The 25,378-nt window shown below is 41.2% G+C and carries 21 protein-coding genes, 2 tRNA genes and 1 pseudogene; 10 read left to right on the top strand and 14 right to left on the bottom strand.

The window, feature by feature from the left end; translation table 11 throughout:
• The first annotated feature begins 12 nt into the window (after nucleotides 1–12).
• Together AQPE_RS04295 and AQPE_RS04290 are read left to right on the top strand one after the other, a co-directional pair.
• Nucleotides 13–85, top strand: a tRNA-Pro gene (locus tag AQPE_RS04295).
• Between the two features lie 83 nt (nucleotides 86–168).
• Nucleotides 169–241: transfer RNA gene (locus AQPE_RS04290), tRNA-Pro, on the top strand.
• A 108-nt stretch (nucleotides 242–349) separates the two neighbouring features.
• Here AQPE_RS04290 and AQPE_RS04285 read toward each other — a convergent pair.
• Complete coding sequence (locus AQPE_RS04285; RefSeq protein ID WP_318349812.1) at nucleotides 350–805, bottom strand: cupin domain-containing protein; 456 nt, start codon at nucleotides 803–805, stop codon at nucleotides 350–352.
• Nucleotides 806–942: 137 nt separating this feature from the next.
• Complete coding sequence (locus AQPE_RS04280) at nucleotides 943–4,221, bottom strand: glycoside hydrolase family 2 TIM barrel-domain containing protein (protein ID WP_318349811.1); 3,279 nt, start codon at nucleotides 4,219–4,221, stop codon at nucleotides 943–945.
• Nucleotides 4,222–4,511: 290 nt separating this feature from the next.
• Here AQPE_RS04280 and AQPE_RS04275 point away from each other — a divergent pair, with 290 nt between their 5' ends.
• Together AQPE_RS04275 and AQPE_RS04270 are read left to right on the top strand one after the other, a co-directional pair.
• Nucleotides 4,512–5,120 carry an HAD family hydrolase gene (locus tag AQPE_RS04275; RefSeq protein ID WP_318349810.1) on the top strand — a complete coding sequence of 203 codons (609 nt, stop codon included), beginning with the start codon at nucleotides 4,512–4,514 and terminating at the stop codon, nucleotides 5,118–5,120.
• 44 nt (nucleotides 5,121–5,164) lie between these two features.
• Nucleotides 5,165–6,091, top strand: coding sequence for an AEC family transporter (locus tag AQPE_RS04270; protein ID WP_318349809.1), 927 nt, complete (start codon nucleotides 5,165–5,167; stop codon nucleotides 6,089–6,091).
• On the opposite strand, the gene AQPE_RS04265 is transcribed toward AQPE_RS04270, so the two are convergent.
• Nucleotides 6,074–7,042, bottom strand: coding sequence for a CobW family GTP-binding protein (locus AQPE_RS04265; RefSeq protein WP_318349808.1), 969 nt, complete (start codon nucleotides 7,040–7,042; stop codon nucleotides 6,074–6,076). The genes AQPE_RS04270 and AQPE_RS04265 overlap by 18 nt on opposite strands.
• A 229-nt stretch (nucleotides 7,043–7,271) precedes the next feature.
• Between AQPE_RS04265 and AQPE_RS04260 the strand changes: the two genes are divergently transcribed.
• Nucleotides 7,272–9,161: a S9 family peptidase gene (locus tag AQPE_RS04260; protein WP_318349807.1), complete on the top strand. Its 1,890-nt coding sequence runs from the start codon at nucleotides 7,272–7,274 to the stop codon at nucleotides 9,159–9,161.
• Nucleotides 9,162–9,231: 70 nt separating this feature from the next.
• On the opposite strand, the gene AQPE_RS04255 is transcribed toward AQPE_RS04260, so the two are convergent.
• Nucleotides 9,232–9,954 carry a hypothetical protein gene (locus tag AQPE_RS04255; RefSeq protein ID WP_318349806.1) on the bottom strand — a complete coding sequence of 241 codons (723 nt, stop codon included), beginning with the start codon at nucleotides 9,952–9,954 and terminating at the stop codon, nucleotides 9,232–9,234.
• A 105-nt stretch (nucleotides 9,955–10,059) separates the two neighbouring features.
• On the opposite strand from AQPE_RS04255, the gene AQPE_RS04250 reads away from it, so the two are divergent.
• Nucleotides 10,060–10,704 carry an NAD-dependent epimerase/dehydratase family protein gene (locus AQPE_RS04250; RefSeq protein WP_318349805.1) on the top strand — a complete coding sequence of 215 codons (645 nt, stop codon included), beginning with the start codon at nucleotides 10,060–10,062 and terminating at the stop codon, nucleotides 10,702–10,704.
• A gap of 48 nt (nucleotides 10,705–10,752) precedes the next feature.
• Nucleotides 10,753–11,847: an MBL fold metallo-hydrolase gene (locus tag AQPE_RS04245; RefSeq protein WP_318349804.1), complete on the top strand. Its 1,095-nt coding sequence runs from the start codon at nucleotides 10,753–10,755 to the stop codon at nucleotides 11,845–11,847.
• A 6-nt stretch (nucleotides 11,848–11,853) separates the two neighbouring features.
• On the opposite strand, the gene AQPE_RS04240 is transcribed toward AQPE_RS04245, so the two are convergent.
• A complete protein-coding gene (locus tag AQPE_RS04240; protein ID WP_318349803.1) occupies nucleotides 11,854–12,717 on the bottom strand; it encodes a UbiA family prenyltransferase in 864 nt (287 codons plus the stop codon).
• Nucleotides 12,718–12,880: 163 nt separating this feature from the next.
• On the opposite strand from AQPE_RS04240, the gene AQPE_RS04235 reads away from it, so the two are divergent.
• Nucleotides 12,881–13,375 (top strand): GNAT family N-acetyltransferase, encoded by a 495-nt coding sequence (locus AQPE_RS04235; RefSeq protein WP_318349802.1) that lies wholly within the window; start codon nucleotides 12,881–12,883, stop codon nucleotides 13,373–13,375.
• Nucleotides 13,376–13,579: 204 nt separating this feature from the next.
• On the opposite strand, the pseudogene AQPE_RS04230 reads toward AQPE_RS04235, so the two are convergent.
• Both AQPE_RS04230 and AQPE_RS04225 read right to left on the bottom strand, forming a co-directional pair.
• Nucleotides 13,580–14,518 (bottom strand): annotated as a pseudogene (locus AQPE_RS04230) (IS256 family transposase, variant Zn-binding type); the annotation flags it as partial.
• 189 nt (nucleotides 14,519–14,707) lie between these two features.
• Nucleotides 14,708–15,421: a phosphoadenylyl-sulfate reductase gene (locus AQPE_RS04225; RefSeq protein ID WP_318349801.1), complete on the bottom strand. Its 714-nt coding sequence runs from the start codon at nucleotides 15,419–15,421 to the stop codon at nucleotides 14,708–14,710.
• Nucleotides 15,422–15,487: 66 nt separating this feature from the next.
• On the opposite strand from AQPE_RS04225, the gene AQPE_RS04220 reads away from it, so the two are divergent.
• Nucleotides 15,488–16,882, top strand: coding sequence for a methyltransferase RsmF C-terminal domain-like protein (locus AQPE_RS04220; RefSeq protein WP_318351315.1), 1,395 nt, complete (start codon nucleotides 15,488–15,490; stop codon nucleotides 16,880–16,882).
• 26 nt (nucleotides 16,883–16,908) lie between these two features.
• On the opposite strand, the gene AQPE_RS04215 is transcribed toward AQPE_RS04220, so the two are convergent.
• Together AQPE_RS04215 and AQPE_RS04210 are read right to left on the bottom strand one after the other, a co-directional pair.
• On the bottom strand, nucleotides 16,909–18,186 hold the full coding sequence (locus AQPE_RS04215; protein WP_318349800.1) for an outer membrane protein assembly factor BamB family protein: 1,278 nt from the start codon (nucleotides 18,184–18,186) through the stop codon (nucleotides 16,909–16,911).
• A gap of 188 nt (nucleotides 18,187–18,374) precedes the next feature.
• Nucleotides 18,375–19,829 carry an aminoacyl-histidine dipeptidase gene (locus tag AQPE_RS04210; protein ID WP_318349799.1) on the bottom strand — a complete coding sequence of 485 codons (1,455 nt, stop codon included), beginning with the start codon at nucleotides 19,827–19,829 and terminating at the stop codon, nucleotides 18,375–18,377.
• Between the two features lie 279 nt (nucleotides 19,830–20,108).
• Between AQPE_RS04210 and AQPE_RS04205 the strand changes: the two genes are divergently transcribed.
• Nucleotides 20,109–21,314: an L-serine ammonia-lyase gene (locus AQPE_RS04205; RefSeq protein WP_318349798.1), complete on the top strand. Its 1,206-nt coding sequence runs from the start codon at nucleotides 20,109–20,111 to the stop codon at nucleotides 21,312–21,314.
• Between the two features lie 39 nt (nucleotides 21,315–21,353).
• Here AQPE_RS04205 and AQPE_RS04200 read toward each other — a convergent pair whose 3' ends face one another.
• From AQPE_RS04200 to AQPE_RS04180, 5 genes are all read right to left on the bottom strand, one after another.
• On the bottom strand, nucleotides 21,354–21,572 hold the full coding sequence (locus tag AQPE_RS04200; RefSeq protein WP_318349797.1) for a hypothetical protein: 219 nt from the start codon (nucleotides 21,570–21,572) through the stop codon (nucleotides 21,354–21,356).
• Nucleotides 21,573–21,624: 52 nt separating this feature from the next.
• Nucleotides 21,625–22,776: a hypothetical protein gene (locus tag AQPE_RS04195; protein ID WP_318349796.1), complete on the bottom strand. Its 1,152-nt coding sequence runs from the start codon at nucleotides 22,774–22,776 to the stop codon at nucleotides 21,625–21,627.
• A 56-nt stretch (nucleotides 22,777–22,832) separates the two neighbouring features.
• On the bottom strand, nucleotides 22,833–23,639 hold the full coding sequence (locus AQPE_RS04190) for a phosphatase PAP2 family protein (protein WP_318349795.1): 807 nt from the start codon (nucleotides 23,637–23,639) through the stop codon (nucleotides 22,833–22,835).
• Nucleotides 23,640–23,665: 26 nt separating this feature from the next.
• Complete coding sequence (mazG, locus tag AQPE_RS04185; protein ID WP_318349794.1) at nucleotides 23,666–24,445, bottom strand: nucleoside triphosphate pyrophosphohydrolase; 780 nt, start codon at nucleotides 24,443–24,445, stop codon at nucleotides 23,666–23,668.
• A gap of 152 nt (nucleotides 24,446–24,597) precedes the next feature.
• The gene (locus AQPE_RS04180) at nucleotides 24,598–25,329 is read right to left on the bottom strand and encodes a hypothetical protein (protein WP_318349793.1); all 732 of its coding nucleotides are present in this window, start codon (nucleotides 25,327–25,329) and stop codon (nucleotides 24,598–24,600) included.
• Nucleotides 25,330–25,378 lie beyond the last annotated feature (49 nt).

Here is a 25,378-nt window from a genome sequence, read left to right as displayed (position 1 = left end):
AAGTTTAGTTATCGGGGTGTAGTACAGTTGGTAGTATGCCTGGTTTGGGACCAGGAGGTCGTCAGTTCGAGTCTGGCCACCCCGACAAAAATCAAAAAGGTTAAACTGGATTGATCAGTTTGTCCTTTTTTTGTTTTATAATGCAGATTGAAGTATTGAATAATTAATCGGGGTGTAGTACAGTTGGTAGTATGCCTGGTTTGGGACCAGGAGGTCGTCAGTTCGAGTCTGGCCACCCCGACAAAATAAAAGGGTTAAACTGAATTTAAACAGTTTGATCCTTTTTATTTTTGAATTTAGTTGATTACTTGCCGCATTTATTTATTTGAACCGAGACTTGTATAAATTACTATCTCCATTTTGGTTCAACAGGAAGTCTTTTGCCATCAGCAGTAGAGTATTCCTCCAACGAATTTTCTTTTGATTGTATGACCATATAAATCATCGTCTCATCCGATTCATTCCGAATGCCCCTTTTCCCTTTTGGTGCAACACGAATAACACTTCCTTCTTTTATTTCGAAGCAATCCTCATCAACCTGGTAAAATCCAAAACCTTTTAAAATAATGTAAGTTTCTTCGTTTTTCCGGTGAATATGGAAATAAGGCTGCTCGGTGCGGGGTGGTAACATGTTAAATGAAATTTCTGTCCCTGTTGCATCGGTTGCATCTTTCAGGAATACTTTGCCCTCAATCAAAGTCTTCCTCACCGGATGAATCAAACTATAATCCATTAACCCATCCAAACTACCAAGGTTGACTGCGGTGTAGTTTTCGTTTTCTGATAATTTTTCAATCTGTTTCATGGTTATAAAAATTTGTTGTTCTACAAAACTCATTAAAAATTCAATATAAAACAAAAGCGGAAGTCCCCTTTCGAAATCTTCCGCTTTAATATTGTGTTTTTCCGGTATCCGGTCTCCCTTTTCCGGTCTTCAGTTCTTTACTGGTAAATTACTTTTGCTTTTTCTACTGGTTTTTCTCCTGGACGTAAAGGGCAAATCCGGAAGGAATAGTTGTAGTTTTTTTCTTTTAGACGGTATTCATCGTGAGTCCAGGCACCCCAGCTATCGTCGCCTCCCACACCCATTTGTTTGTAATCGATGTTGATCGAAGTCAGGTCGCGTGGTTTAACATCGTTGATGTGACGGCGAATCATTTTTTGTCCTTCTTTTACACGTCCATCGGTACGGTCGGGTGATTCAAAATCTTCCATAATCTGGTGGTGTGCGCTGGCCGACATCAAAGGCATTCCGATAAATTGAAATCCTATACCTTCTTTGTTTGCTATAGTCATCCAGCGAACATCAACTTTGTTACCGTTTTCTTGCGGACGTACATAAGGGAAATACTGGTCGGCAACTGAACCTGAATACAAACCAACCAAAGCGCTTGTGTAGCGGTCTGCATATGATTCGTGAGGTCCACGGCCTAACCAGCTGATCTGATCGAATTCGCGTGGCATAACCAGATTCACTCCAAAACGAACGATCTCGGGCAATGAGTCGCGCATCATTTTGAAACTGTTGTGAACAATCACTTCTCCTGATCCTAAAACGGTATAGATAGAATTGTAATTGGCAATCACCTGCTTTTTATCGTTATTCAGATCGAAGTTAAAGTTAACCACTGCACCATTACCAACCACTTTAATAGATGAGGCTTTAATCTGAATTGTTTTTTGAGCGTCAGATATGTCGAGCGGTTCTTCTTTGCTAATTTCCCTGACTGAAGCCAGTTTTACTGTTTTCTGTTCACCAGCTTTTCTCCAAACACGGCTTCGTTTATCCAGTTGGTTACCAAAGTCATTGTCGATAGGTGCACGCCAGAAATTCGGTACAGGTCCGGCCAATAACATTTCTTTGCCGTCCAAAACATAGCTTTTCATTGTTGCGTCATCCTTACTGAAGCTGATTTTGAAGCCAGTACCTTCAACAACAATCATATTGCCTTCTTCTTTCGAAGTTACAGCAGGTAAAGTGCTGATGGAAGTTAAAACTGCTTTCTTTGTGAACGGAAGCTCAATTTGCTCATACGCTACTTTTGTTCCGGCGGATAAGATACCTTTCTGGTTTTTTAGGAATGCTGAAATATTCAGGAAATACTCAGTAGCAGGTTTTGCATCAACAGCTAAATCCAATTTAATTTTTTTACTGGTGTTTGGGGCTAAGTTCAGATCTTTAATATCACCTGATTTCAGAACCTGACCATCAGCAACCACTTCCCATTTGAATGTAAATTCAGATAGATTGGTAAACGAATGTTTGTTAATGATTTCGATTTCGCCCGAATTCAGATTAGAAGCTTTGAAGCCGATGTTTTGATAAACTTTACCAACTTCGTACAACGCAGGTTTGGGAGTACGGTCTGGATTGATAATTCCGTTGCAACAGAAATTGCCATCGGTTGGCAAGGTATCGCCACCCAAATCGCCACCATAAGCCCAGAATTTATTGCCTTGAGCATCTTTGGTCAGGAGACCCTGTTCAACCCAGTCCCAGATAAAACCACCCTGAAGAACCGGATATTTTTCGATCACATCCCAGTAATCCTGAAGGTTTCCGGTACTGTTACCCATAGAGTGGGCATATTCGCACTGAATGTATGGTTTTGTAGGTTTGCCTTTGGCATATTCTTCCATATTTTTAATTCGGGCATACATCGGACACATAATGTCTGTATTGGCACCGCCATGGGCTTGTTCGTACTGAACCGGACGGCTTGAATCAACCGATTTCAAATAGGCATAAGTGGCTTCGAAATTTACACCGTTTCCTGCTTCATTTCCAAGCGACCAAATAATTACTGATGGTTGGTTTTTATCACGTTCGAACATATTTTTAGTTCTGAACAAGTGAGAATCTTTCCAGGTTGGATCTTTTGCAAGCGATTTTGCTCCGTAGCCCATTCCATGCGATTCAACGTTGGCTTCATCAACAAGAAAAATACCATATTCGTTACATAGTTCATACCAACGTTCGGGTTCAGGATAATGCGAGCAGCGAACTGCATTGATGTTGTATGTCTTCATCAAAGTGATATCTTTTAGCATGGTTGCTTCGTCCTGATAGTGACCAGTAATTTCATTGTGCTCGTGCATATCGGTACCTTTCACATAAATGGCAACACCATTTATAAGCAACTGTGCATTTTTTATTTCCACGGTGCGGAAACCAACTTCCTGATGAAGGACTTCAATGATCTTTCCTGACTCATCTTTTAAGGTGATAAACAAGTGATAAAGGTTTGGATTTTCAGATGACCATGGTTTTGCTGAAGGGATATTTGCAGCAAGATTGACAGCCACCGGTTGCGCGGTAGTTTGTACTGTCTGGTTCATCTCAGCAACTTTGGTTTCTCCATCCATTAAGACCGCATCAAGTGTCAATTTAGGGGTATTGGCTGCCGAATTGACAACTTCAACGGCTAATTTAAATTCTCCGTCTTTGTAATCGTTTACCATCGGAGACGAAACCCTAAAATCGCGAATATGCTGTGGGTTACGAGCCATCAGGAATACATCGCGGGTCATTCCACTCATTCGCCAGAAATCCTGATCTTCCAGGTAACTTCCGTCGCACCAGCGATAAACTTCAACTGCCAACGAGTTTTCGCCTTGTTTTAAGTATTTGGTAATGTTGAATTCGGCTGGTGTTTTGCTGTCTTCGCTGTAACCAACCTGCTGTTCGTTTACCCAAACATACATGGCCGATGACACGGCGCCAAAATGAAGGATAATTTCTTGTCCCTTCCATTCTTCAGGAATGGTAAATGTGCGTTTGTATGAACCAACCGGATTATAATCTTTAGGAGGTAGTGGGGGAGTTGGTTTAAACGGATACTGTACATTGACATAAATCGGAACATCATATCCCTGAAGCTCCCAGTTACCAGGAACGGTGATTGTTTTCCAGTCTTTAGTGTCGTAATCATCTTGAAAAAAGTAAAATGGACGAACGTCTGGAGTGTGCGCCAGGTTAAATTGCCATGTTCCGTTTAATGTCTGGATGAAAGGTGATTCCCAGATGTCATACTGGCTGGCTTGCTCCACAGAAGCATAGGGAATAAAATAAGCACGGACTGGTTCCCGATTGACTTCATTTACCGCAGGGTTTTCCCAGTCGCGTGGAGATTTTTCCGGAAATGGTACGTTTTTGTACTTGCTTTTGCACGAACTGGTTGCAACTGTCGCGATAAAAGCCAATAATAACAGATACTTCATAAGATTGGATTTAAGTTAGCAAAATGGCAATAGATATTCCCTACCGGTAGGAACTGGTAGGCATGCAAAATTGAGAATTTTTCTTTGTATTGACAAATGAAAGTGTATCAAATTTAGGTTCTTGAATGACTTGTTATACCGTAATTTATACTTTTAAAGATATTTTCGAGAAGCGTGAATCTGTCCAGGTTAATTTAAAATGAAACATTCGGCTAATTGTGATGCGGAAAATCAAATTTACGAACAGGCTCAAAAGTTTGCTATTTTTGCCTCCTTAAAATTTGAAATACATGGAACTTAAAATACATCCAAATGCAAAGGCACTGATTTTTGATCTGGACGGAACTCTTTCGGATTCGTTGCCAGTGCATATTGCCAGCTGGAATGCCGTTTGCGAAAAGCTGAACTGTACGTTTGATGAACGTATTCTTGTTGAAATGACTGGTGCGCCAACACTTAGCTTTGCCGAACGAATTAAGCGCGAACAGAATCTGGAAATTACGGCCGAAGAATTAGTTGTTCTTAAACAACAGGAATTCTGGAAGAATATCAATCAGATCAAACCACACGATGCGGTAATTGATTTGATGAAAAGCGCGCATGGAAAGATTCCCATGGCTGTTGGAACCGGAGCTAGCCGTACAAGTGCCATGTTGCAAATGAAGGAATTAGGGATTTATCAATTGTTTGATTTTATTGTAACAGCTGATGATGTTGATCGTCACAAACCTGAGCCCGATACTTTTTTGAAATGTGCCGAATTGATGGGCATTGAACCAAAATATTGTCAGGTATTTGAAGATGGAGAACTTGGAATGCAGGCCGCACAAACCGCTGGTATGTTTCTGACTGATGTTCGCCCGTTTGTAACCGATCCGTTTGCTGATTCAGAAAATTAATATGATAGTATAGGCACACGTTGTGCATTTCCAGCAAAATACTTATGTCACAATTTTTCCCCGCATTTCAGGCTATAGCTCCTTTGTTTCTGGTTATTTTTGCCGGAGTTATTGTGAGCCGTAATAAGTCAGTCACTCATCAATGGCTTGAGATTTTAAATAATTATGCCTTGTGGCTTGGTTTTCCGGCACTTATTTTAGTTGCATTATCGCGCTTACAATGGGATTTTGAGTTGTACGGTAGCCTCATTATTGCCAATTCGATACGTATTGTTCTTTCAATTTTTTTGATCCTGCCTTTTGCTGCGTTATTTAAATTAGAAAACAAACTGCGTCGGACGCTTTTTCTGGCTGTTTCGTTTGGAAATGTAGCTTATCTTGGAATTCCTGTTTTACGAAGTGCATGGGGCGATCAGATTCTTCCGGAAGCTACAATGATTTCTTCAGTATATCTTTTCTGGCTTTTTACACTTGGGATTTTTATGGTTGAATTTTATGGCGACAAGAAGGTGGATTTTCGTATCCTGTTTTTTCGGCTTCTAAAAAATCCGATGCTAATAGCTGTTTTTATAGGTCTTTTTGTTGCAATCAATCATATTCAGATGCCAAAAATCCTGGTGTCGGGTCTCGATCTCGTGGCCGGCTCTGTAACTGGTGTTGTGCTTTTTTCGCTGGGCTTGTTTGTCGGTAAACAACCGATCGGAAAATTTAGGGATTGGATTCCGGTTTCGATATTCAGTCTGGTAATCCTTTTGGTGTTGCCTTTCCTGTTTTTACTTATTTCAGGAAATTTTGTTGATCTAAAAGTAAGCCGGTCGTGGGTTCTTGAATCAGCAATGCCGTTGGGACTGACACCTTACGCACTTTGTGTCAAATACGATCTGGATGCGGAGTTTGCATCAAGAGTAGCTGTTTTGAGCACTTTAATGGCTTTGATAAGCCTGCCTTTGTGGCTAGTTTTCCTGAAGTAAATATTGCTGAAACATTTTCTCAATCTCGAATTTACTGATCCCCTTCCCAATAAATACAATCACATTTTCGAGCGGTTCGTACGGGTTCGCTACCGAACCTTCCGAAATATTAGTCATTCCGCCTACCGATTGGACGATTCCTGTCAGTGGGTTGTTCTCGAAGTTTACCATTCCTTTTATCCTGAAAATCTGCTTCCGGTAGATGGAAGCAAAATATTTGAACCATTCCCGAAACCTCGGTTCGTTGATGTATCCACTAAACCGAATGGTAAAGCTATGGAAGTCAGAGTGCTCCGGCTCGCTGTAAAATGGCCTGCGAAGTTTTTTTATAAACTCATCCTGTATCTGTGGTTGAAGCATATACAAATGAGCTGAATCCAGGAATGCAAAATTCGTTTCTACCAGTTGTGCCGTCCGGTTAAGGGCTGAAATCTTCTTTCTGACATACGCGAGTTTAGTTTCATCAGCATCACCTACTTTATTCAAAATAATCAGGTCGCTAAGCATAATTTGCTTTTGCTGTTCAAAATTTCCAATCTCTTCCTGAAAGTTAACCGAATCAACCAGGCAGATTGTTCCGCTTAATTCAAATAACCGTTCAAGATCAGGATCCTGAAAGAAAGGTTCAATGATTGGCCCGGGATCAGCAATTCCTGTGGTTTCAATGATCAGTTGTTCCAGATGGTCATTTTTTTTAACCAGCTCCTGAAGAGCGAGCGAAAATTCATTGAAAATACTACAGCAGATACACCCGTTATTTAATTCTATAATATTTTCAGGCTGGTAGTTGGCAATTAATTTAGAGTCAATAGAAACCTCTCCGAACTCATTTTCGATCAACCCGATTTTAACATCATAATTCTGCAACAACAGGTTATTGATGAAGGTTGTCTTTCCCGATCCAAGGAAACCGGTAACAATAGTAACTGGTATTTTAGGTTTTACTGGCACAGCGATTATTTTTTAAGCAAGTAAACTAAGTAGGCCTTTAAATGTTTTCGACTAAAGTTAATTTATTTCTTTCAATTAATTTTTACTGAAACATGTAGTTATTCATATTCTAAAACAACTATATAACTGATTATTTTATGTTGTGTTTTCAATAGAAATGATTAACTTGTAGCGAATTGTAATAATTTAAGTGTTCAGAAAAACTATTTATAAACTAAAAACACGCTTTATGAACAGGTTATTTATTGTTGTTTTAGCGGTTCTTGCTTTTGCAGCATGCAAGCCGTCAGTTGAAAAAGCTCCAAAGATTGCTATGGAAGATTTCTTTCGCAATCCGGAGAAAACTGCTTTCAGGCTATCGCCTAACGGCGAGTATTTTTCGTATTTGGCGCCTTACGAAAAGCGCCTTAATATTTTTGTACAAAAGGTTGGCGCCGATTCGGCTGTCCGTGTAACTTCCGAAACAGCCCGCGACATTGCTGGTTATCTTTGGAAAGGGAATAATCGGATCCTGTTTTTGAAGGATACCGGAGGTGACGAAAACTTTCAGTTATATGGTGTAAATACGGATGGATCTGAACTGAAGGGACTGACCGTATTCGATAAAGTACGTACCGAATTAATTGATGACCTGAAAGATGTAGATGGCGAAATCATCGTTGGCTTAAATAAACGCAATCCCCAGGTTTTTGATCCTTTTCGGTTAAATGTAAGCACTGGCGAAATGACCCAGCTGGCTGAAAATCCTGGAAATATTGTTGGCTGGATGACTGACCATGATGGTAAACTTCGTTTGGCTACGACTTCAGATGGAGTGAATACTACCATTCTATATCGTGAAAATGAGCAGGAGAAGTTCAAGCCCATTCTTACGACCAGTTTTAAAGAAACCATGTCGCCCTATTTGTTTACGTTCGATAATAAAATGCTGATCTCAGGTTCAAATCTTGGTCGTGACAAAACCGCTCTGGTAACATTCGATCCTGCCACCGGCAAAGAAAAGGAGGTTTTATTTGAAACACAGGAAGCCGATATTGAAGGCGTTGATTATTCCAGAAAAGATAAAAAATTATTATCGGTTACCTGGACAACAGATATGGAAAAGGAACATTTTTTTGATGCTGATGCTGAAGCCATGAAGAAAAAGCTTCAGGATAAATTACCCGGATACCAAATTTCAATTGGAAGCAACAATAAAGCTGAAGACAAATTTATGATTCGGACGTACAGCGATAAAAGTCGTGGCGCTTATTATTTATACGATAAAACTTCAGGCGAATTGACCAAGTTGGCCGAATTGACACCATGGCTTAAAGAGAATGATCTTTGCGATATGAAACCAATTTCATACAAATCGCGCGATGGGCTTACCATTCAGGGCTATCTGACTTTGCCTAAAGGCTACGAGGCTAAAAATCTTCCAGTGGTTATTAATCCACATGGCGGTCCATGGGCTCGCGATTATTGGGGATTCAATTCCGAAGTACAGTTTTTGGCCAACAATGGCTATGCCGTTTTACAAATGAATTACCGTGGTTCAACCGGATTTGGTAAGGCTTTTTGGGAGTCGTCGTTTAAACAGTGGGGTAGAACCATGCAGGATGACATCTCGGACGGTGTAAAATGGCTGGTTGATCAGGGAATTGCCGATCCGAAGCGAGTTGGAATTTATGGCGGAAGTTATGGCGGGTATGCTACGCTTGCCGGGTTAACTTTAACTCCTGATTTGTATGCTGCCGGTGTTGATTATGTTGGCGTTTCGAATATGTTTACTTTTATGAAAACCATTCCACCATATTGGAAACCTATGCTCGACATGTTTTACGAGATGGTGGGCAACCCTAAATCAGATAGCTTAATGTTAGCCGAAGTATCGCCTGTATTTTTAGTCGATAAGATTAAAGCTCCACTTTTTGTAGCACAGGGCAAAAACGATCCACGCGTAAATGTTGACGAATCGGATCAGATTGTTAAGGCATTGAAAGATAAAGGTATTGCTGTGGAATATATGGTGAAAGATAATGAAGGACATGGATTTCATAACGAAGAAAATCGTTTCGATTTTTATCGTTCGATGTTGGCTTTCCTTGACCAACACCTGAAACCTCAGGAAAAATAAAATACTGTAGAATTTTGTAATCAGAAATCAGGGTTTCGTTCGACGCGAAACCCTGATTTGTTTTGCAGAACTAAGGAATAAATTTCACTTGCATAAAATTAATTCGGATCAGATCATTATCAACAGGTATATTCAACTGAATATAGGAAGCATTCGGAGAAACCGGAATCAATACTTTCCCATGTATGGCAAAACCTTTTTCCAAAGTTGTTTTTCGTAAAGTGGTCGACTTCCAGGTATCACGAAGTTCATTCAGATCAAGAGCTTCGAATTTGTTGTCAGCCCCTGAGGCAATAGCAAGTGGCAGTAGATCTGTTCGTAGATTATCATTTTTGGGATTGTCATCGCTCATAACCGCTATTCCGGTAGCGATGTCGATACCCGCGGCCAGAAGACTCAATCCAAGGGCATTCTTTTGATTCGATGAATTGACGGACAGGCTTCTGTCGAGTTCCATGATTTTCGCTTCAGGATTCACTGCAAAGATTGTATCACCGGTTAAGGGTTCGTTTTTCCCGTTCATAGGCACCATGAAAATTTGTGCAGGATCTACCAGATAGTCCATGTTCGATCGATTTGTGATTTCGACATCGAACTTATACCAGGGTTGATCTACTTCATCAAAGGCTACTTTGGCAATAATACCAAATACAGAGTCGCCCGTAAATTCCTGGCCGTAAAACCAGCTTGTTTTTTCAGATTGAGGTTTTAGCCTTATTATATTTTTTGGTGCCGAACAATTGGTAAGTACAATAGTACTAAGACAAAGCAGTATTATGGAGATTTGTTTCATGGCTGAAAATTTCGACTTTGTTTTCAAATATTATGCCAACAACTAAAATATAAGCTTGTCGTTTACGTCTCCATTAGTAAAAGAAATAAATTTGAACTGGAAGCAATGAATAGACTAAAAGTCGTTATAACAGGCGCCACCGGAATGATTGGTGAAGGTGTTCTTCATGAATGCCTGAATCATCCTGAAGTGGAAAAGGTTTTGGTGATAACCCGCAAATCATGTGGTTATTCTAATCCAAAGCTAACTGAAATTATTCACGATAACTTTCTGGATTTTACATCAATCAACGATAGATTAAAAGGCTACAATGCTTGTTACTTCTGTCTTGGAGTAACATCAGTTGGTAAAAGTGAAACAGAATACACGAAGCTGACTTATACCTTGACCTTGGGTTTTGCTAAGATACTTGCATCGCTCAATCCCGATATGACTTTTTGTTATATTTCGGGAGCAAACACCGATAGCACAGAGAAGGGGCGATCGATGTGGGCACGAGTAAAAGGCAAAACCGAAAACGATTTAATGAAGTTGCCTTTCAAACAAGTATATAATTTTCGTCCGGGCGGAATCGAACCGTTTTTATCCTTAAAACCAACGCAAACTTATTACAAAACTTACAGGTATCTGGGTTGGTTGTTCTCTATGATGAAAGCAATCGCTCCCGGTTATGTAATAAAATTAAAGGATTTGGCTGCAGCAATGATCAACGCCTCATTGATCGGATATTCAAAAATATTCTGGAAATGAAAGATATGAAGCTGTTGGCAAAAGCAAAGTAAAAAAATGAAAAAAGCTATGTATATACTATTATTCATTGTGGTTCTGGTGTCGATAACCACTATTCTAATTATGAATCAGGCTCAATTTGGAAAAGCTCCGTCGGGTGAACGTTTGAAGCGTATTGAGCATTCATCTAACTTCCGCAATGGACAATTTCAGAACTTGAATTTTACGCCAACTTTTGCCGAAGATGTCTCTAAATTTGAAATGATCAGAGACGGGATTTTCAAGATCAGTAAACGAAAAGCGCCATCGGTGAGTTTGCCATCGGTAAAAACCAATTTGTTCGATCTTGATCCGCAAAAGGATTTATTGGTGTGGTTCGGTCACTCGTCCTATTTCATGCAGATTGATGGCAAAAAGATATTGGTCGATCCGGTTTTCTCCGGAAGCGCTTCACCTTTTTCGTTTATGGTGAAAAGCTTTAAGGGCAGCGATGTTTATTCGCCGGAAGAAATTCCACCGATTGATTATTTGATTATTACGCACGACCACTGGGATCATCTCGACTATAAAACAGTGGTGGAACTGAAGCCAAAGGTTGGCAAAATTATTACCGGATTGGGTACCGCCGCTCATTTTGAACATTGGGGCTTCGATCCAAAATCAATCGTTGAATTGGACTGGAATGAATCATCCATTCTGGAATCAGGATTTAAAATAACCGCAACCCCCGGGCGACATTTTACCGGACGAACTTTCAAGCGAAATCAGACCATTTGGTGCTCTTTTGTTTTTCAATCGCCCTCGAAAAAGATTTTCATTGGTGGTGATTCGGGTTACGATACTCATTTTGAAAAGATTGGCGCAGAGCATGGACCATTTGATCTGGCATTGCTCGAATGCGGGCAGTACAACAAATCTTGGAAATACATACACATGATGCCCGAGCAAACCGTTCAGGCGGCAATCGATTTAAAGGCAAAGACAATGATGCCGGTTCATTGGGCGAAGTTTGCCTTGTCGCTCCATGCGTGGGACGAACCAATCCAACGGGTTACTAAAGAAGCTCACCGTCTGGATGTTCCGATTATTCATCCGATGATTGGCGAGTTGGTTGATTTGAGTAATTTCGGTACTCAAACTGAATGGTGGAAAGGTATAAATTGATCGGTTTTAAGTACAGGCAAAACAGCCGAAAATAATCACCAATATTCCTTGCAACAAAAGGGTTCCGTCCAGTATACCATAGTGATAAAACAGCATCCTTTTGAAATAATCCATTTTCAGGAAGAAATACGTTGTTATTCCTGAAAGGCACATGGCCCAAAGGATCATCCATTCCTTTTCAGGAGCATAGTGAAATGCTGAGCCAAGAAGAAAAACGAAAAGAAAGAAATAAGAAAGTTTTAGCGAATTCTTTTCGCCCAAAAGCATGGGAATGGTTTTCAATTCCTGTTGCTGGTCGGCTTCCAGGTCGCGAATGTCGAACGGAATGGTGATCGCCAGAATGAAGAAAAACCGCTCGGACAGCATTGCGAAAATGTGCGTTTGGCTGAAAGTTTCAGAAGATTGTACAATGGGTAAAAGAATCGTTGAAGCCGACCATATTGCAGCAATCATGAATATTTTCAGATAGGGTATTTCGCGCAGTCTCAACAGATGCTTCGGATTTGCAGAAACGGGGATGGAATAGAGAACCGTAATTAATGCGATGGGGGCAAAAGTAACCAAAACCTCTTTTTTCGCCAACAAAGCCACCACTCCAAAACCTATTACAGAAATAAAAACCAACAGGTAAAAGGCTTTCATGTTTTCGTTTACCCAGCGGTGCTTTTCCGATTTTAGCGCTTCCTTGTTGGTAAGCACCGTAATCAGCCGGTGAAGGTTGTATTCGAACAGTGTTGCGAAGAAAATGATAAAAAGGTACGGATGCCATTGAGGACGCATTCCAAGTTGCACCTGTGTGCCCACTGTCAGTGCAACTGCGGCCAGGGAAATATAAATGTTCGACTGAATGAGGGCAGCTATTATTCTCAATGCGGATAAAATTTATACAACCAATTTAAATCTGCTTTGGTATTCGAAGAATGGTTGCGCTGTTAAAGATAGTAATTTTTAAAAATGACGTTGAAGTTGCTAATTTGGATGTTCGAAAGAGATAAATTGATAGATTTGGGTCTGAATTTTCAAATCGAAGTCGATGCTAACGATATCCAACATTACGATTCGCCCGATTCAACCCAGCGATAATCCAGCTCTGGCGCTGATTGTCAGGAATACCTTGGCAGAGTTTGGTGCCGCCAATCCGGGAACCGTATTTTTTGATCCGACAACCGATGCTTTGTTCGAACTGTTTCAAATGCCAAAGTCTGTTTATTTTGTTGCTGAGGCAGATGGTCGGATTTTGGGCGGTGGCGGAATATTTCCAACGGAAGGATTACCCGAAGGAACTTGCGAATTGGTGAAAATGTATTTGTTACCTGAAGCTCGCGGAATTGGCTTGGGGCGTACTTTAATCGAAAAATGCCTTGTAACTGCGAAGGAAATTGGATTTCAGCAGGTTTACCTCGAAACTTTAGACGAACTGCATCTGGCTTTGAAAATCTATGCCAAATTTGGCTTCGAATATCTAAAGGCTCCAATGGGCAACACCAAACACTTTGGTTGTGGTTTGTGGATGCTGAAAAAGTTATAAGTTATGAGTTTAGGTAATGTACTGAAAAATAGTTGGTGATTTTTAGAATAATAATTTGTAAACTCCCGCCATTAATCTGAAGAGGAAACAGGCTCTGGTGGAGATCAACTTGTCAGCAATAAGATTAATGCATTTACAGTAATACAAGGGCAGTCAGTTTGGCTGCCTTTTTGTATTACTGGGATGCTACATGGCTAAAAAAACTCATTTTTCGTTTGTAAAATAGATGTACCATTTGATGAAGTTGATCCGATGTTTTACCGTTAATCCACGATGGATATCCAGGTGATTTTTCAGATGACTGAAATAGCCTTCTATCCCATTTGTGGTCTTTGGAATAGCAGGGTTTGACAGGTAATGAAACATGTTTGGCAAAGCCCGTTTGATGGTTATATAAGAACGCCTGAGTAGTTTATGGGTATACCAATACCTCCCGGTTTCTGTATTATAGGTTCGTTCATTCAGGTAATCTTTGTGAAATTCATGCCAACTTAGAAATTCTCTGGTCCAGTAAATACGGTCATTTTCAGTTTCGATTTTAAGAATCTGTAGCACCAATCTGCGTAACTGTTGTCCTGCTGGGTGCCTGGGATAACGGGTCAGCCATATCAGGCACATGCGTTGAATATGAACCAGGCAACGCTGCACAATGGCATCAGGAACTGACTTCCGGATGGCTTTCAGAGCACTTTTATGACCATCGCTTGTGATACTTTCAATCTGTATCCCCAGCTTGAGCAAATTAGCAAGATCTTCCCTGATCTCTTCATAATGCTCCCCATCAGTAAAACGCAATAACTGAGTATAGCCGTCATAGTCGTCCTGATAACATACCACACAAAACTTTGCAAAATAGGTAGCATCTATTCGAAAATGAACACCCTCTCGCTTGATTATTTTTATCCGAGGGGCTTGCTCTAATAACTGGTAGAATGTCCGTTGAAGTGTATCCCTGCACAAACCGCTGTCTCTGCTTAATGTCTGATATGTCTGACGTTCCAGAACCCATTTCCGAAACCAAACGAACCTGTTTTGGACACGCTGCTCTGGTCGATTATCGGTTAGAAAAATATCACACCTTTTGCACTTAAAACGTTGTTTCCCGTTTTGTTTTCCCCAACGAATTACATCAGTATAACCACATGCCCAACAGCGTTTTTTTTGATTTTTTCATAAACATAAAAAGTTTGATGAAACCAATTTCATCAAACTTCCTGTAATATCAATAGCAATGAGCTCTACAGAGCTTTTTACCAACTATTTTTCAGTAATATGCCTGAGTTTACAAGTTGAAAATCTGACAACCTGAAAAAATACCAACAAATTGCATTTTTACTCCTGATGGGTATGCAACCCGCATTCCTTTTTTGAGTTGTTTTCCCACCACCACCGACCAGCCCTGAAATCTTCTCCGGGCTGGATGGCGCGGGTACAAGGAGCACATCCAATACTAACAAAACCACGGTCGTGGAGCACGTTATACGGAACATTGTTTTCCTTCACATACTTCTGGCAATCTTCGAGCGACCAGTGTAACAGTGGATTAAATTTAACCAGTTGAAATCCGGCATCCCAAACAAAGAAATCGAGATCATGGCGATTTTCCGATTGAGAAGCACGCAACCCGGTAATCCAACATTCATTGCCTGCCAACGCCCTTTTAAGTGGTTCAACTTTCCGGATATTGCAACATTCTTTGCGGTTTTCGAGCGATAAATAAAAACTCAATGGCCCTTTTTCGGTCACCATCTTCTGAACAGCTTCGTGTTTAGGAAAATAAACCTCAACCATTTTCCCGTATTTGTCTACAGTGCGGTTAAACACCTTGTAAGTTTCTTCGAACAGGCGGCCTGTATCCAGAGTCACCACTTTGATGTCCAGGTTATTATTGAAAATCATATCGGTAATTACCTGATCTTCGATCCCAAAACTGGTTGTAAAAACAGCTTTCCCCTGAAATTGCTGAGCAATTTTCTCCAACATTCCCACCAAATTGGCTGCATCGGCCTGTTTGTTCAAGTCCGAAACGATATTCTGATCAACCATAGCTTATTTGTTTTTCTTACTCAATCCGTTTATCTTGCCGGCAAATATCACAAGAAAACTTAAAAAATCATCGAAAAGACATCCGAAATATTACCAATCGCGTTTCTTGATCGCATCCAGACTCAGTTTCCTGCTGATTTTGATCGCTTTATTCAATCCATCGATCAGGTTCCGGCCATTAGTTTGCGAACCAATCCGCGAAAATTCAATGTCCCAATTGCTTCGGAACGAATTCCGTGGTGCGACACAGGTATTTTCCTGAATGAGCGGCCTTCGTTTACATTAGACCCCATTTTTCATTCCGGAGCTTATTACGTTCAGGAGGCCAGTTCGATGTTCGTGGAGCAGGCCTTCAGGCAAATTGAACACAGCAAAAACCGAATTGTTCTGGATTTGTGCGCTGCACCCGGCGGAAAATCGACGCATTTACTTAGTTTGCTTGACAGCAGCGATTTGCTTGTTGCCAATGAAGTCATTCGCTCGCGCGTGTCAGTTTTGGATGAAAATATTCGGAAATGGGGACATCAAAATGTGGTGGTTTGCAGCAATGATCCGGCAGACTTCAGCGATCTGGATGGAATGTTCGATGTCATGCTGGTTGATGCGCCCTGCTCAGGCGAAGGACTTTTCCGTCGCGATGCTTCGGCCATTCAGCAATGGTCGGTGGATAATACAAACCTCTGTTCAACCCGTCAACGTCGCATTCTGGCCGATGTTTGGCCGGCATTAAAAAACGGTGGCTACCTGATTTACAGCACCTGTACATTCAATCCGGCTGAAAACGAGGAAAACCTGAAATGGCTGGCCGAAAACAACGAAGTTGAAAGCATCCGGATTCCTCTTCAGGAAAACTGGGGCGTTGAAGAAATTGAAACGGATGGAATGTTTGGTTACCGCTTCCTTCCGCACAAGGTAAAAGGCGAAGGCTTTTTCCTGACCTTGATCCGCAAAAAAGACGGAAGTGACTCCTATCCAATCTCGAAAAAAATGAAATCACGGTTCGAAAATATGCCAAAGCAATTTGCGGAAATACGAAACTGGCTGAGTACTTCTGATTCGGGGTTTTTTGCCAAAAGTGAATTTCTGATTGCCTTTCCTGAAAGCAAAATTCCGGTATTGAATGCACTTTCAGAGCAACTGCGGGTTATCAGCTTTGGTCTTCCGGTTGCCCAATTCAAGAAAAATGATTTGTTGCCCGAACATACTTTTGCACTTTCGGTAGATAGAAATCCGGATGTATTTGAATCCATCGAACTTGATTTGCGCGACGCTTTACTTTTTCAGAAAAAGGACGAAATACGGATCAGTTCAACCACAAAAGGCTGGCTGCTGGTAAAATATCAGGGCGTACCATTAGGTTTCGTTAAAAATCTCGGAAACCGCGCCAACAACTACTTTCCGAAGGAATGGCGCATCCGCATGACTTTGCCGGAATTGCCGGAGCCATGGTATAGATTGTAGAGACACAATGTTTTGTGTCTATATCCTTATTTCCCAATCCGGTACAAAAATTTATCTGTTCGGAAAATAATATTGTCGCGAACAATGGCCGGAGTTGCCTTAACTTGTCCATCCAACTGATTCTCTGCAACCAGTTGAAAAGTAAGGCCCGGTTTAATTACGTAGGTTTTCCCTTTTACGGGGAACAAATAAATATTTCCGGAGGCATACAAAACAGATGCATTAAATTGATCTTTCAACTTTTCTTTCCAAACAACAGCCCCGGTTTTAGCATTCAGGCAAGTTAACGTTCCGCGCTCGTGAACCATATACAGGAGACTATCCACAATTACAGGTGTCGAAATCTGCGGAACATCTACGTCAACTTCCCAGGGTACGCGTGTTTTGGTTACATCGCCGGTTCCGGTCGGATCGACTGCCAGCAAACGGGGATAAAACGGACTGCCATCTTTCGGAAGCATCCAACCCGAATTGACATAAACCATCCCGTTGTAACTTAAAGGCATGGCAACAGTTGAGTCTTCGCCGTAAAAAACCTGCCAAATTTCTTTGCCGGTTTCAGGTTCGTAGGCAATTGCCAACTGCGAACCATTGCTGATCAACTGATCTTTCCCATTGACTGTTATCACGATTGGCGTGCAGTAGGCTTTTCGGGAAACCGGTTCAATGTTGTCGTAAAATTCGCGCGGACGATCTGTTTTCCAAACCGTTTTTCCGGTTCGTTTATCCAAAGCTACCAGGTACTGAACATCAGTTCCTTCGATGTGCAAAATCAGTAAATTTTTATAAATGAAAGGTGAAGAAGCTGCGCCCTGCATGTGCTCACAATTTAAATCGGTGCGTGTCCAGATAATTTCGAATGTCCGGGTATTCACACAAGCTGTTCCGTAAGTACCAAAATGCACATAAACAAAACCATTCTCGATACAAGGCGTTGAAGTGGCATAACTGTTGGTTGGATGAATATGCTGAACCGAATCGGGCCTGAAAAGCATTAATTCTTTCAGAATCTTTCCGGAGTTAAAATCAGTACAAATGGCAAACAATTCCTTCCCGTCCTCGGTAGCTGAACTGGTCCAGATTTGGTCGCCAAAAACAACCGGCGATGACCAGGCAACCCCACGTATGGCGGTTTTCCATGCAATATTACTAGTTTCGCTCCAGCTTACCGGAGCATTTTGACTCACTGAATGTCCATCGAGGTTACTCCCGCGAAGGTGTGTCCAGTTTTCCTGAGCCTGAATAGATAATACTGAAGAAATTAAAATTACTAGGGAAAGAAGAGCGGATAATTTTCGGTTCATGGTTTTGGTTTTTGGTGTTGTGAAGATGCAAATTTTTACCAAAATACCGAAACGAAAAAGAGGAGGTAGCAAAAGTCATTGATCCCGTCATCCTGAACTTGTTTCAGGATCTCAGCTTAATTTATATTAGACCCCGAAATAAATTCGGGGTGACTGGGTTCGTGGATCAATGACTTTTGCTACAACTACTATCTGATATTTTCAAGCACTTCAACCAGCAATTTCCAGAATTTATCGACAGTTTCGATGCTGATGCGTTCATCGGGAGAATGTGCTCCGCGAATGGTCGGGCCAAATGAAACCATATCGAGTTCAGGATATTTTTCGAGGAATAATCCACATTCCAATCCGGCATGAATTGATTTTACGACCGGATCGTTGCCGAACAGTTTTTTGTACGAATCGGCAGCGATTTTGGCAACCACTGAATCAGGATTCGGGGTCCATCCCGGATAACCCTCTGAGTGTTCAATTGTGGCCCCACCCAAAAACATAACCGATGCAACCATCTCAGCAGCCATTAATTTTCGGCTGTCAATTTCACTGCGCTGACTGGTAACCAGCATGATTTCATTCTTTCCTGAAAATTTAACCGATGCCAGGTTCGTTGATGTTTCCACCATGCCTGCCATTCGGCTACTCATTTCCAGAACACCATGTGGGCAAGCTGCTATCAGGTGCAACAATCTGGTCTTCGTATCCGAATCAATCACAAATTCGGGTAATTCAACTGATTGATGGTGCATCATGAGTTTGGGTTCCGATCTTTCAAATTCAAATTCCATTTCCGAAGTGAAAACATTCCACTCCACGACTAAACTTTCTTTTTGAGACTGTGGCACCACAACAACAGCAAAAGCCTCACGGGCAATGGCATTTCTGAGGTTTCCACCTTTAAGATCGGCAAGATGCATATCAAATTTACGATCAGCATCCATCAAGAAACGGTTCAGGATTTTGATGGCATTTCCACGATTTTTGTTGATGTCGTCGCCAGAATGCCCACCCAAAAGACCTTTAATTTCCAGCTTCATTGCATATGACCCAACCGGCAAATCTTCAGGACTATATTTCAAAGTGCCAACGGTGTCAATTCCACCGGCACAGCCAATAAATAATTCGCCCTCATCTTCCGAATCGAGATTGAGTAAAACAGTGCCGCTTAAAAATCCGGGTTGAAGGGCAAATGCTCCCGAAAGCCCTGTTTCTTCATCAACTGTAAACAAACATTCAATTGGTCCATGTGATAAGTTTGTTGACGTTAAAACGGCCATCTGTGCTGCAATACCAATTCCGTCGTCAGATCCTAAAGTTGTGCCCTGCGCTCGAACCCAACCCTCATCGATGTAAGCTTTAATCGAATCAACCTCGAAATCATGTATAGTTTCGCTGTTTTTCTCGCAAACCATATCTAAATGCGATTGCAAAATAACCACTTGGTCATTTTCACGTCCAGCAGTTCCGGGTTTGCTGATTAACACATTACCAACATCATCCAATCGGGCTATTAAATTATTTTTAGCGGCAAAATCGAGCAAAAATCCGATGATTTTCTCTTCTTTTTTTGAAGGTCGCGGAATCTGACATATTTCCTCAAAATAGTTCCACAAAGGTTGTGGAGATAAATTTTTTAAACATTTCATGTGTCTAATTTTAATTGTTTAACGTTTACATGGAATCTGCACGATCATGAAAAATCATTTCGATTATTCATTCCAAGAATCACGATCGTTTCATTAATTTCTGTTTTATGTATTCTTTCCTGAATAAAGATAAATAAACCGGTATTGTTCATTAATCCGACCAATTTTATCCCATTTTTTTAGGATTACGAATTTGTTGAATATGAAACGTTCAAATCCTGACAAATGTTACCTTTATCCAAGAGTGACTAAAGTTAATTTGCAGCATAATTATCAAATATGGAATCGATCAGGGAAATATATAAAATAGGTCACGGACCTTCGAGTAGTCATACCATGGGGCCGGCTAAAGCAGCCAAACGTTTTTTTGATTCTATGCCGGAAGCTGTGCGTTTCCGGGTTTTTCTCTACGGAAGCCTGGCTGCTACAGGTAAAGGGCACTTAACCGATGTTGCCATTCAGGAAATTTTCAGTAATAAATCCATTGAAATTTGCTGGGAACCTGAAACTTTTTTGCCCAAACATCCTAATGCGCTTAAGTTTGAAGCTTTTAATGAAACGATGGAGCTTATTAAAAGCTGGACAGTTTACAGCGTGGGTGGTGGAGCCATTATCGACGATCTTTCGGAACTCGAAACACGCAACGTATATACCCTCAGTAAATTGGAAGATATTTTAAACTGGTGCCACGAAAACGGGAAACAACTCTGGGAATTTGTGGAAGATCACGAAGGCCCGGGAATTTGGGATTATCTGGCAGAAGTTTGGCGCGTGATGGATGCTGCCATTGCCCGCGGACTGAAAAAAGAAGGCACTTTGCCGGGCGGTTTAATGCTTCCGCGCAAATCGAGTTCGTTTAACCTGAAAGCTCAAAATTTCAGTGGCCCATTCAAAAAACGGTCGAAATTATTTGCTTATGCGCTGGCGGTTTCCGAAGAGAATGCTTCAGGTGGACTGGTTGTAACAGCCCCAACCTGCGGTGCATGTGGCGTGCTTCCGGCTGTGCTGAAACACTACCAGAAAGTATATGATGCAGATTTGCAGCAGATTTACAAAGCGTTGGCAACGGCAGGGTTAATTGGTTCACTCGTCAAACACAACGCATCCATATCGGGAGCTGAAGTGGGCTGCCAGGGCGAAGTTGGAACAGCCTGCGCCATGGCTTCGGCAGCGGCCAACCAAATGATGGGTGGCACGATCAACCAGATTGAATATGCGGCTGAAATGGGCATTGAACATCATTTAGGGCTAACCTGCGACCCGGTTGCCGGATTGGTTCAAATTCCGTGCATCGAACGAAATGCCTTTGCTGCCGAACGTGCGCTGGCGCACAATACGTATGCACTGATGTCGGATGGCCGACACCGGATTAGTTTCGATCAGGTGGTTGAAACGATGTATAAAACGGGGAAAAATCTTTCGAACGACTACAAAGAGACCAGCAAGGCAGGATTGGCGTTGTTTACAGCATTGCCAAAATGTTGATCATTATTCTGTAGAGACGTTGCATGCACGTCTCTACAATTAAGGTTGGTTGTATTTGTCTTTGCCCCAATTTCCCGGATTGTTCAAAATGTATTCCCTGATTTTCCAGAATTCACTTTCATCCCGAATAATACGATCGTGGAACCGGGTTTGCCAAACAAAATCGGCATGAATTGCCCGGCATTGTTTAGAAACTGACGATTTATATGAACGAATAACCGATGATAATGATCCTTGTTTGGGCGAAATGGAAGCCATTTCTTCGTTTTTGATTATTGGTTGATCCGTTTGTTTTTGTAGAGACGTTGCATTAATTGTATTGCCTGAAGTAATTGGTCAGTTTATCGGCCAATTGATTGAAAATAGGTTTGGTAAACAACACAAACATATCTTGCGCAGGTGGAGGCATAATCATTTTATTCTTCAGTATATTGCTGAGATCTTTATCAAGAACCTCATTGTCGCCGACAAAAATCCCATATTTATTCTGCCACATGTATTGTCCCGGAATTTTATCGGTAAATACAATTTTCTGCGACTGAAATTCGACTGTTTTCAACTCAAGCAAACCTCCGGAAGCCACCTGATCAGTCAATATTTTAATCTTTCCTTTCTTCGGAATCATTCGGGTACGGGTAACCGTTGAATCTTTCGATATTTTCACCGTGTATTTTTCCTCGATTTGTTTGTTCAGTTCCAACTGTTCTTCGGAATGCTGCGGACGGTCGATGAAAAAATCGTAGAACCCCATTTGCAAAACCATATCAGGGAACTTTAATTTGGCTTGTTCTGCTTGTTCAGGAGAAAAGAAATGCACGAAATCCTTTTCCTGAAATCGTTCGTTGAGCATCTGAAAAACATTATCGTAAAAGAACTGGGCAGAATATTCAAATTTCCCGTTCACTGGAATTTGTTCGACCACCACGTTCAAGGTGGCTATATTTTTTGCAAGCAACATCTTTTGCTGGGTATCTTTAAATCCGCGAACCAAAGCATCAGCATTTAGAAAATGAAAGTAAGCCTGCTTCGCAGCTTCGCGTGTTTTACGACTTAAGGCATCCAGGCCTGCATCGTAAAATTCTTGCGCCGCACGGTTTTGCACATCAGTCAATTCTGAAGTGTACATTTTGGGCGACGGAACTAATTTGCGGGCCGCCGGAACCCGACGTATTTCATCAGACATTTGGTTTACGGTTTGCATAATTTCAAGCGTCCGTTTCCACTTAAACGGATCATTGCTGGTCAAAATCTTGTCAATTTCTTCCTGATAATAGGTAACAGACAATGGATAACCTTCACTGATCACCTGCGAGGCTTTCCGATTGTCGGGGTCACTGCTCAAACGGCCAACCGCTTTCATTATAGCGTCGTAATAATTACCCTGTTCAAGCGATTTCTGTCCGGTTGAACATGAATTCAGGAGTAAAAATCCAGTCAGGAAAATGTAGATATATTTACGCATAAATCAATTTTAGTATGTTTTATAATCTTATGCAAAGCTATTTATTTCACTATTAATTACAAGGTATAAGCTAACCTTACTCCTTGAAAATTTCTGTTTCCAAAAGGAACAACTGTAAGTTTCGAATTTGAGGTGCGATGACTAACCAAATTTCCAACAAGTGTTCCAATAGTCGCACCGGCAACCACATCTGTCAACCAGTGCTTGTTATCGTAAATACGCGACAAACCGGCTAGTCCAGCGACCGTATAAGCTGTTACGGGAATCCATTTGCTGTCGCGAAATTGCGTGGCAATGACCGATGCAACAGCAAACGAAGCGGTAGTATGCCCTGAAGGGAAACTATTCCCATGAAACGGGCCATTAAAAGTGAATGGCCCATCGCCCTGCCAATTGTCAGGACGTTCCCGTCCAACTATGGTTTTCGGAATTCTTGTTACCAAACTTGCTAAAGCAAAACTTTCCAAAGCCAGCAATGCCGTACTCACATATTTTTTATCTTTCGCCAGCATTCCGTAGGTTAATATTCCTGACATCACAATAAAGCTGTGTTCAGCACCAAAGTGTTCAAGTATATTTCGTGAAACATAACTTTCAGAGTTGTTTTTGTGCGACTGAAAAAAATCCTTAACCGGCTGGTCAGCAAACGACAATCCACATTCAGCAACTACAAAAACACCGAGTTTAGTCCAATCTTTTGAATCCCATTTTGCTGGTGAAACAGCAATTGCTTTTGCGTCGGTCCAGTATTTTTTAAAGTAATATTTATTGAAACGAATGGTATCGATTTGTGCAAATAAAACATTTGAAAAAACAACGAGGGCAAATAAAACTGTCAGCTTACATTTCAGATTTGATTTCATTCGGGGTTGTTTATGCAGATTCTATTTTAAAGCCTTTCCAATCGTTTCGCTTCGTCCCAGATCACATCCATTTCGGCCAGGCTCATCTGTTTCAGGTCTATGCCCTTTTGCAATGTTTCGCTTTCGAGGTAATTAAATCGTTTCATAAATTTCAGGTTGGTTCGTTCAAGAGCCGTTTCAGGATCGATTCCGTATAACCTTGCAGCATTGACCATCGCAAAAAACAGATCGCCAAATTCGCCTTCAATTTTATCCTGATCTACCTGATCAATCTCCACACTCAGCTCATTGATTTCTTCTTTCACCTTATCCCAAACCTGCTCTTTGTATTCCCAGTCAAAACCGACCCCGCTCACTTTTTCCTGAATCCGGTTAGCTTTAATTAAAGCAGGCATCGCTGCCGGAACACCTTCCAGAACTCGCTTGTTTCCTCCTTTTTCTTTCAATTTCAGTGTTTCCCAATTTTGCTCCACTTCGCGCGAATTGGCCACATCAACATCGCCAAACACATGCGGATGACGGTAAATCAGCTTTTCGTTAATCGAATTCAATACATCGGCCATATCGAAAGCGTTCTTCTCTGACCCTATCTTGGCATAGAAAACAATGTGCAACATCAGGTCGCCCAGTTCTTTTTTAATCGAATTCAGGTCGTTATTCAGGATGGCATCAGCCAGTTCGTATGTTTCTTCGATGGTTAGTTTCCGGAGCGATTCAAACGTTTGCTCTTTGTCCCATGGACATTTTTCGCGAAGCTCGTCCATAATTTCCAACAGGCGGGTAAAAGCTTCTAATTTTTCTTTCATCTTATGGAATTATCATTGAAGTCCAAATTTAGAATCTTTATTTTTAAATGGACAATTTAGCCGATAAACATTCAATTAAAAACAAACAAAAAAGCCAAATCCCGAAGGAAATGACTTTTCTGTTTTGCCTGAATTAGTGGGAAGAATACCTCCTAAGTTTTTGTCAGGGTGAATTTTATGCGGGTATAATACAAGGTTGAAATGCCTTCGAAACCCGACCACGTGCCGACTATTGCCCACAATTTACCATCTTTATCGGTCACTGCCGTATTGGTATCCGATGATTTTTTTCGGGTAATTAGCTTGTAAACATACTGGTCGGAAGTGATTGCAACATCACCCAAATCGATATTCAACACCGATTCGGGAACAGCTTCCACTTTTTTAAGTACCAGTTGTATATTATCGCCTTCGGTTTTCCCCTTTTCAAGGGTGTAACCTTGGGTCGCAAACTTGGATACTAAATGCACTGCGTTTCCCGGTGATCCGCCAATACCAACACTTCCGCCTGGATACTTCGATGCCAGTTCAATTTCTGTCTCAATCGAATATTTCGATTCTGGAGACAAGCCGCTCAATTGTTTCACCAGCCACATTTGCAAAGCATCGCTGTGGTTATTCCCTGACAGCATGAATGCTTTTTTTGCCTGATCAAGAGGCTGCGGTAAATTTTTAATTCCTGAATTGAGTTCATAAAATTCATTTTTGCCATCCGGATATTCAGCAAATACCGCCGACCATCCATCGGGCGGATTGGAACTGGCAACTTTGTTAAAATCGGTTTCAAGAACTACTGTTTTAGACTCAATTGTTTCTTCGTCGTTGCACGAGGCAAAAGGCAGTACAAATGCCAACATCAAAATTAAATACAAGTTTCTGTTCATTGTTTAATTGTTTTCAATGGATAATCATATTTTGTTTCCTAATAGATGC

This window comes from Aquipluma nitroreducens (assembly GCF_009689585.1).
Taxonomy (GTDB): Bacteria; Bacteroidota; Bacteroidia; order Bacteroidales; family Prolixibacteraceae; genus Aquipluma; species Aquipluma nitroreducens.
Note: the sequence above shows the minus strand (reverse complement) of the source record. Positions and strands in the feature narration are given on the sequence as shown.

Bases quoted from the DNA above. Each gene is read 5' to 3' on its own strand.
- AQPE_RS04285 (WP_318349812.1), bottom strand. From the start codon at position 805: ATGAAACAGATTGAAAAATTATCAGAAAACGAAAACTACACCGCAGTC.
- AQPE_RS04280 (WP_318349811.1), bottom strand. From the start codon at position 4,221: ATGAAGTATCTGTTATTATTGGCTTTTATCGCGACAGTTGCAACCAGT.
- AQPE_RS04275 (WP_318349810.1), top strand. From the start codon at position 4,512: ATGGAACTTAAAATACATCCAAATGCAAAGGCACTGATTTTTGATCTG.
- AQPE_RS04270 (WP_318349809.1), top strand. From the start codon at position 5,165: ATGTCACAATTTTTCCCCGCATTTCAGGCTATAGCTCCTTTGTTTCTG.
- AQPE_RS04260 (WP_318349807.1), top strand. From the start codon at position 7,272: ATGAACAGGTTATTTATTGTTGTTTTAGCGGTTCTTGCTTTTGCAGCA.
- AQPE_RS04255 (WP_318349806.1), bottom strand. From the start codon at position 9,954: ATGAAACAAATCTCCATAATACTGCTTTGTCTTAGTACTATTGTACTT.
- AQPE_RS04250 (WP_318349805.1), top strand. From the start codon at position 10,060: ATGAATAGACTAAAAGTCGTTATAACAGGCGCCACCGGAATGATTGGT.
- AQPE_RS04245 (WP_318349804.1), top strand. From the start codon at position 10,753: ATGTATATACTATTATTCATTGTGGTTCTGGTGTCGATAACCACTATT.
- AQPE_RS04235 (WP_318349802.1), top strand. From the start codon at position 12,881: ATGCTAACGATATCCAACATTACGATTCGCCCGATTCAACCCAGCGAT.
- AQPE_RS04225 (WP_318349801.1), bottom strand. From the start codon at position 15,421: ATGGTTGATCAGAATATCGTTTCGGACTTGAACAAACAGGCCGATGCA.
- AQPE_RS04215 (WP_318349800.1), bottom strand. From the start codon at position 18,186: ATGAACCGAAAATTATCCGCTCTTCTTTCCCTAGTAATTTTAATTTCT.
- AQPE_RS04210 (WP_318349799.1), bottom strand. From the start codon at position 19,829: ATGAAATGTTTAAAAAATTTATCTCCACAACCTTTGTGGAACTATTTT.
- AQPE_RS04205 (WP_318349798.1), top strand. From the start codon at position 20,109: ATGGAATCGATCAGGGAAATATATAAAATAGGTCACGGACCTTCGAGT.
- AQPE_RS04200 (WP_318349797.1), bottom strand. From the start codon at position 21,572: ATGGCTTCCATTTCGCCCAAACAAGGATCATTATCATCGGTTATTCGT.
- AQPE_RS04195 (WP_318349796.1), bottom strand. From the start codon at position 22,776: ATGCGTAAATATATCTACATTTTCCTGACTGGATTTTTACTCCTGAAT.
- AQPE_RS04190 (WP_318349795.1), bottom strand. From the start codon at position 23,639: ATGAAATCAAATCTGAAATGTAAGCTGACAGTTTTATTTGCCCTCGTT.
- mazG (WP_318349794.1), bottom strand. From the start codon at position 24,445: ATGAAAGAAAAATTAGAAGCTTTTACCCGCCTGTTGGAAATTATGGAC.
- AQPE_RS04180 (WP_318349793.1), bottom strand. From the start codon at position 25,329: ATGAACAGAAACTTGTATTTAATTTTGATGTTGGCATTTGTACTGCCT.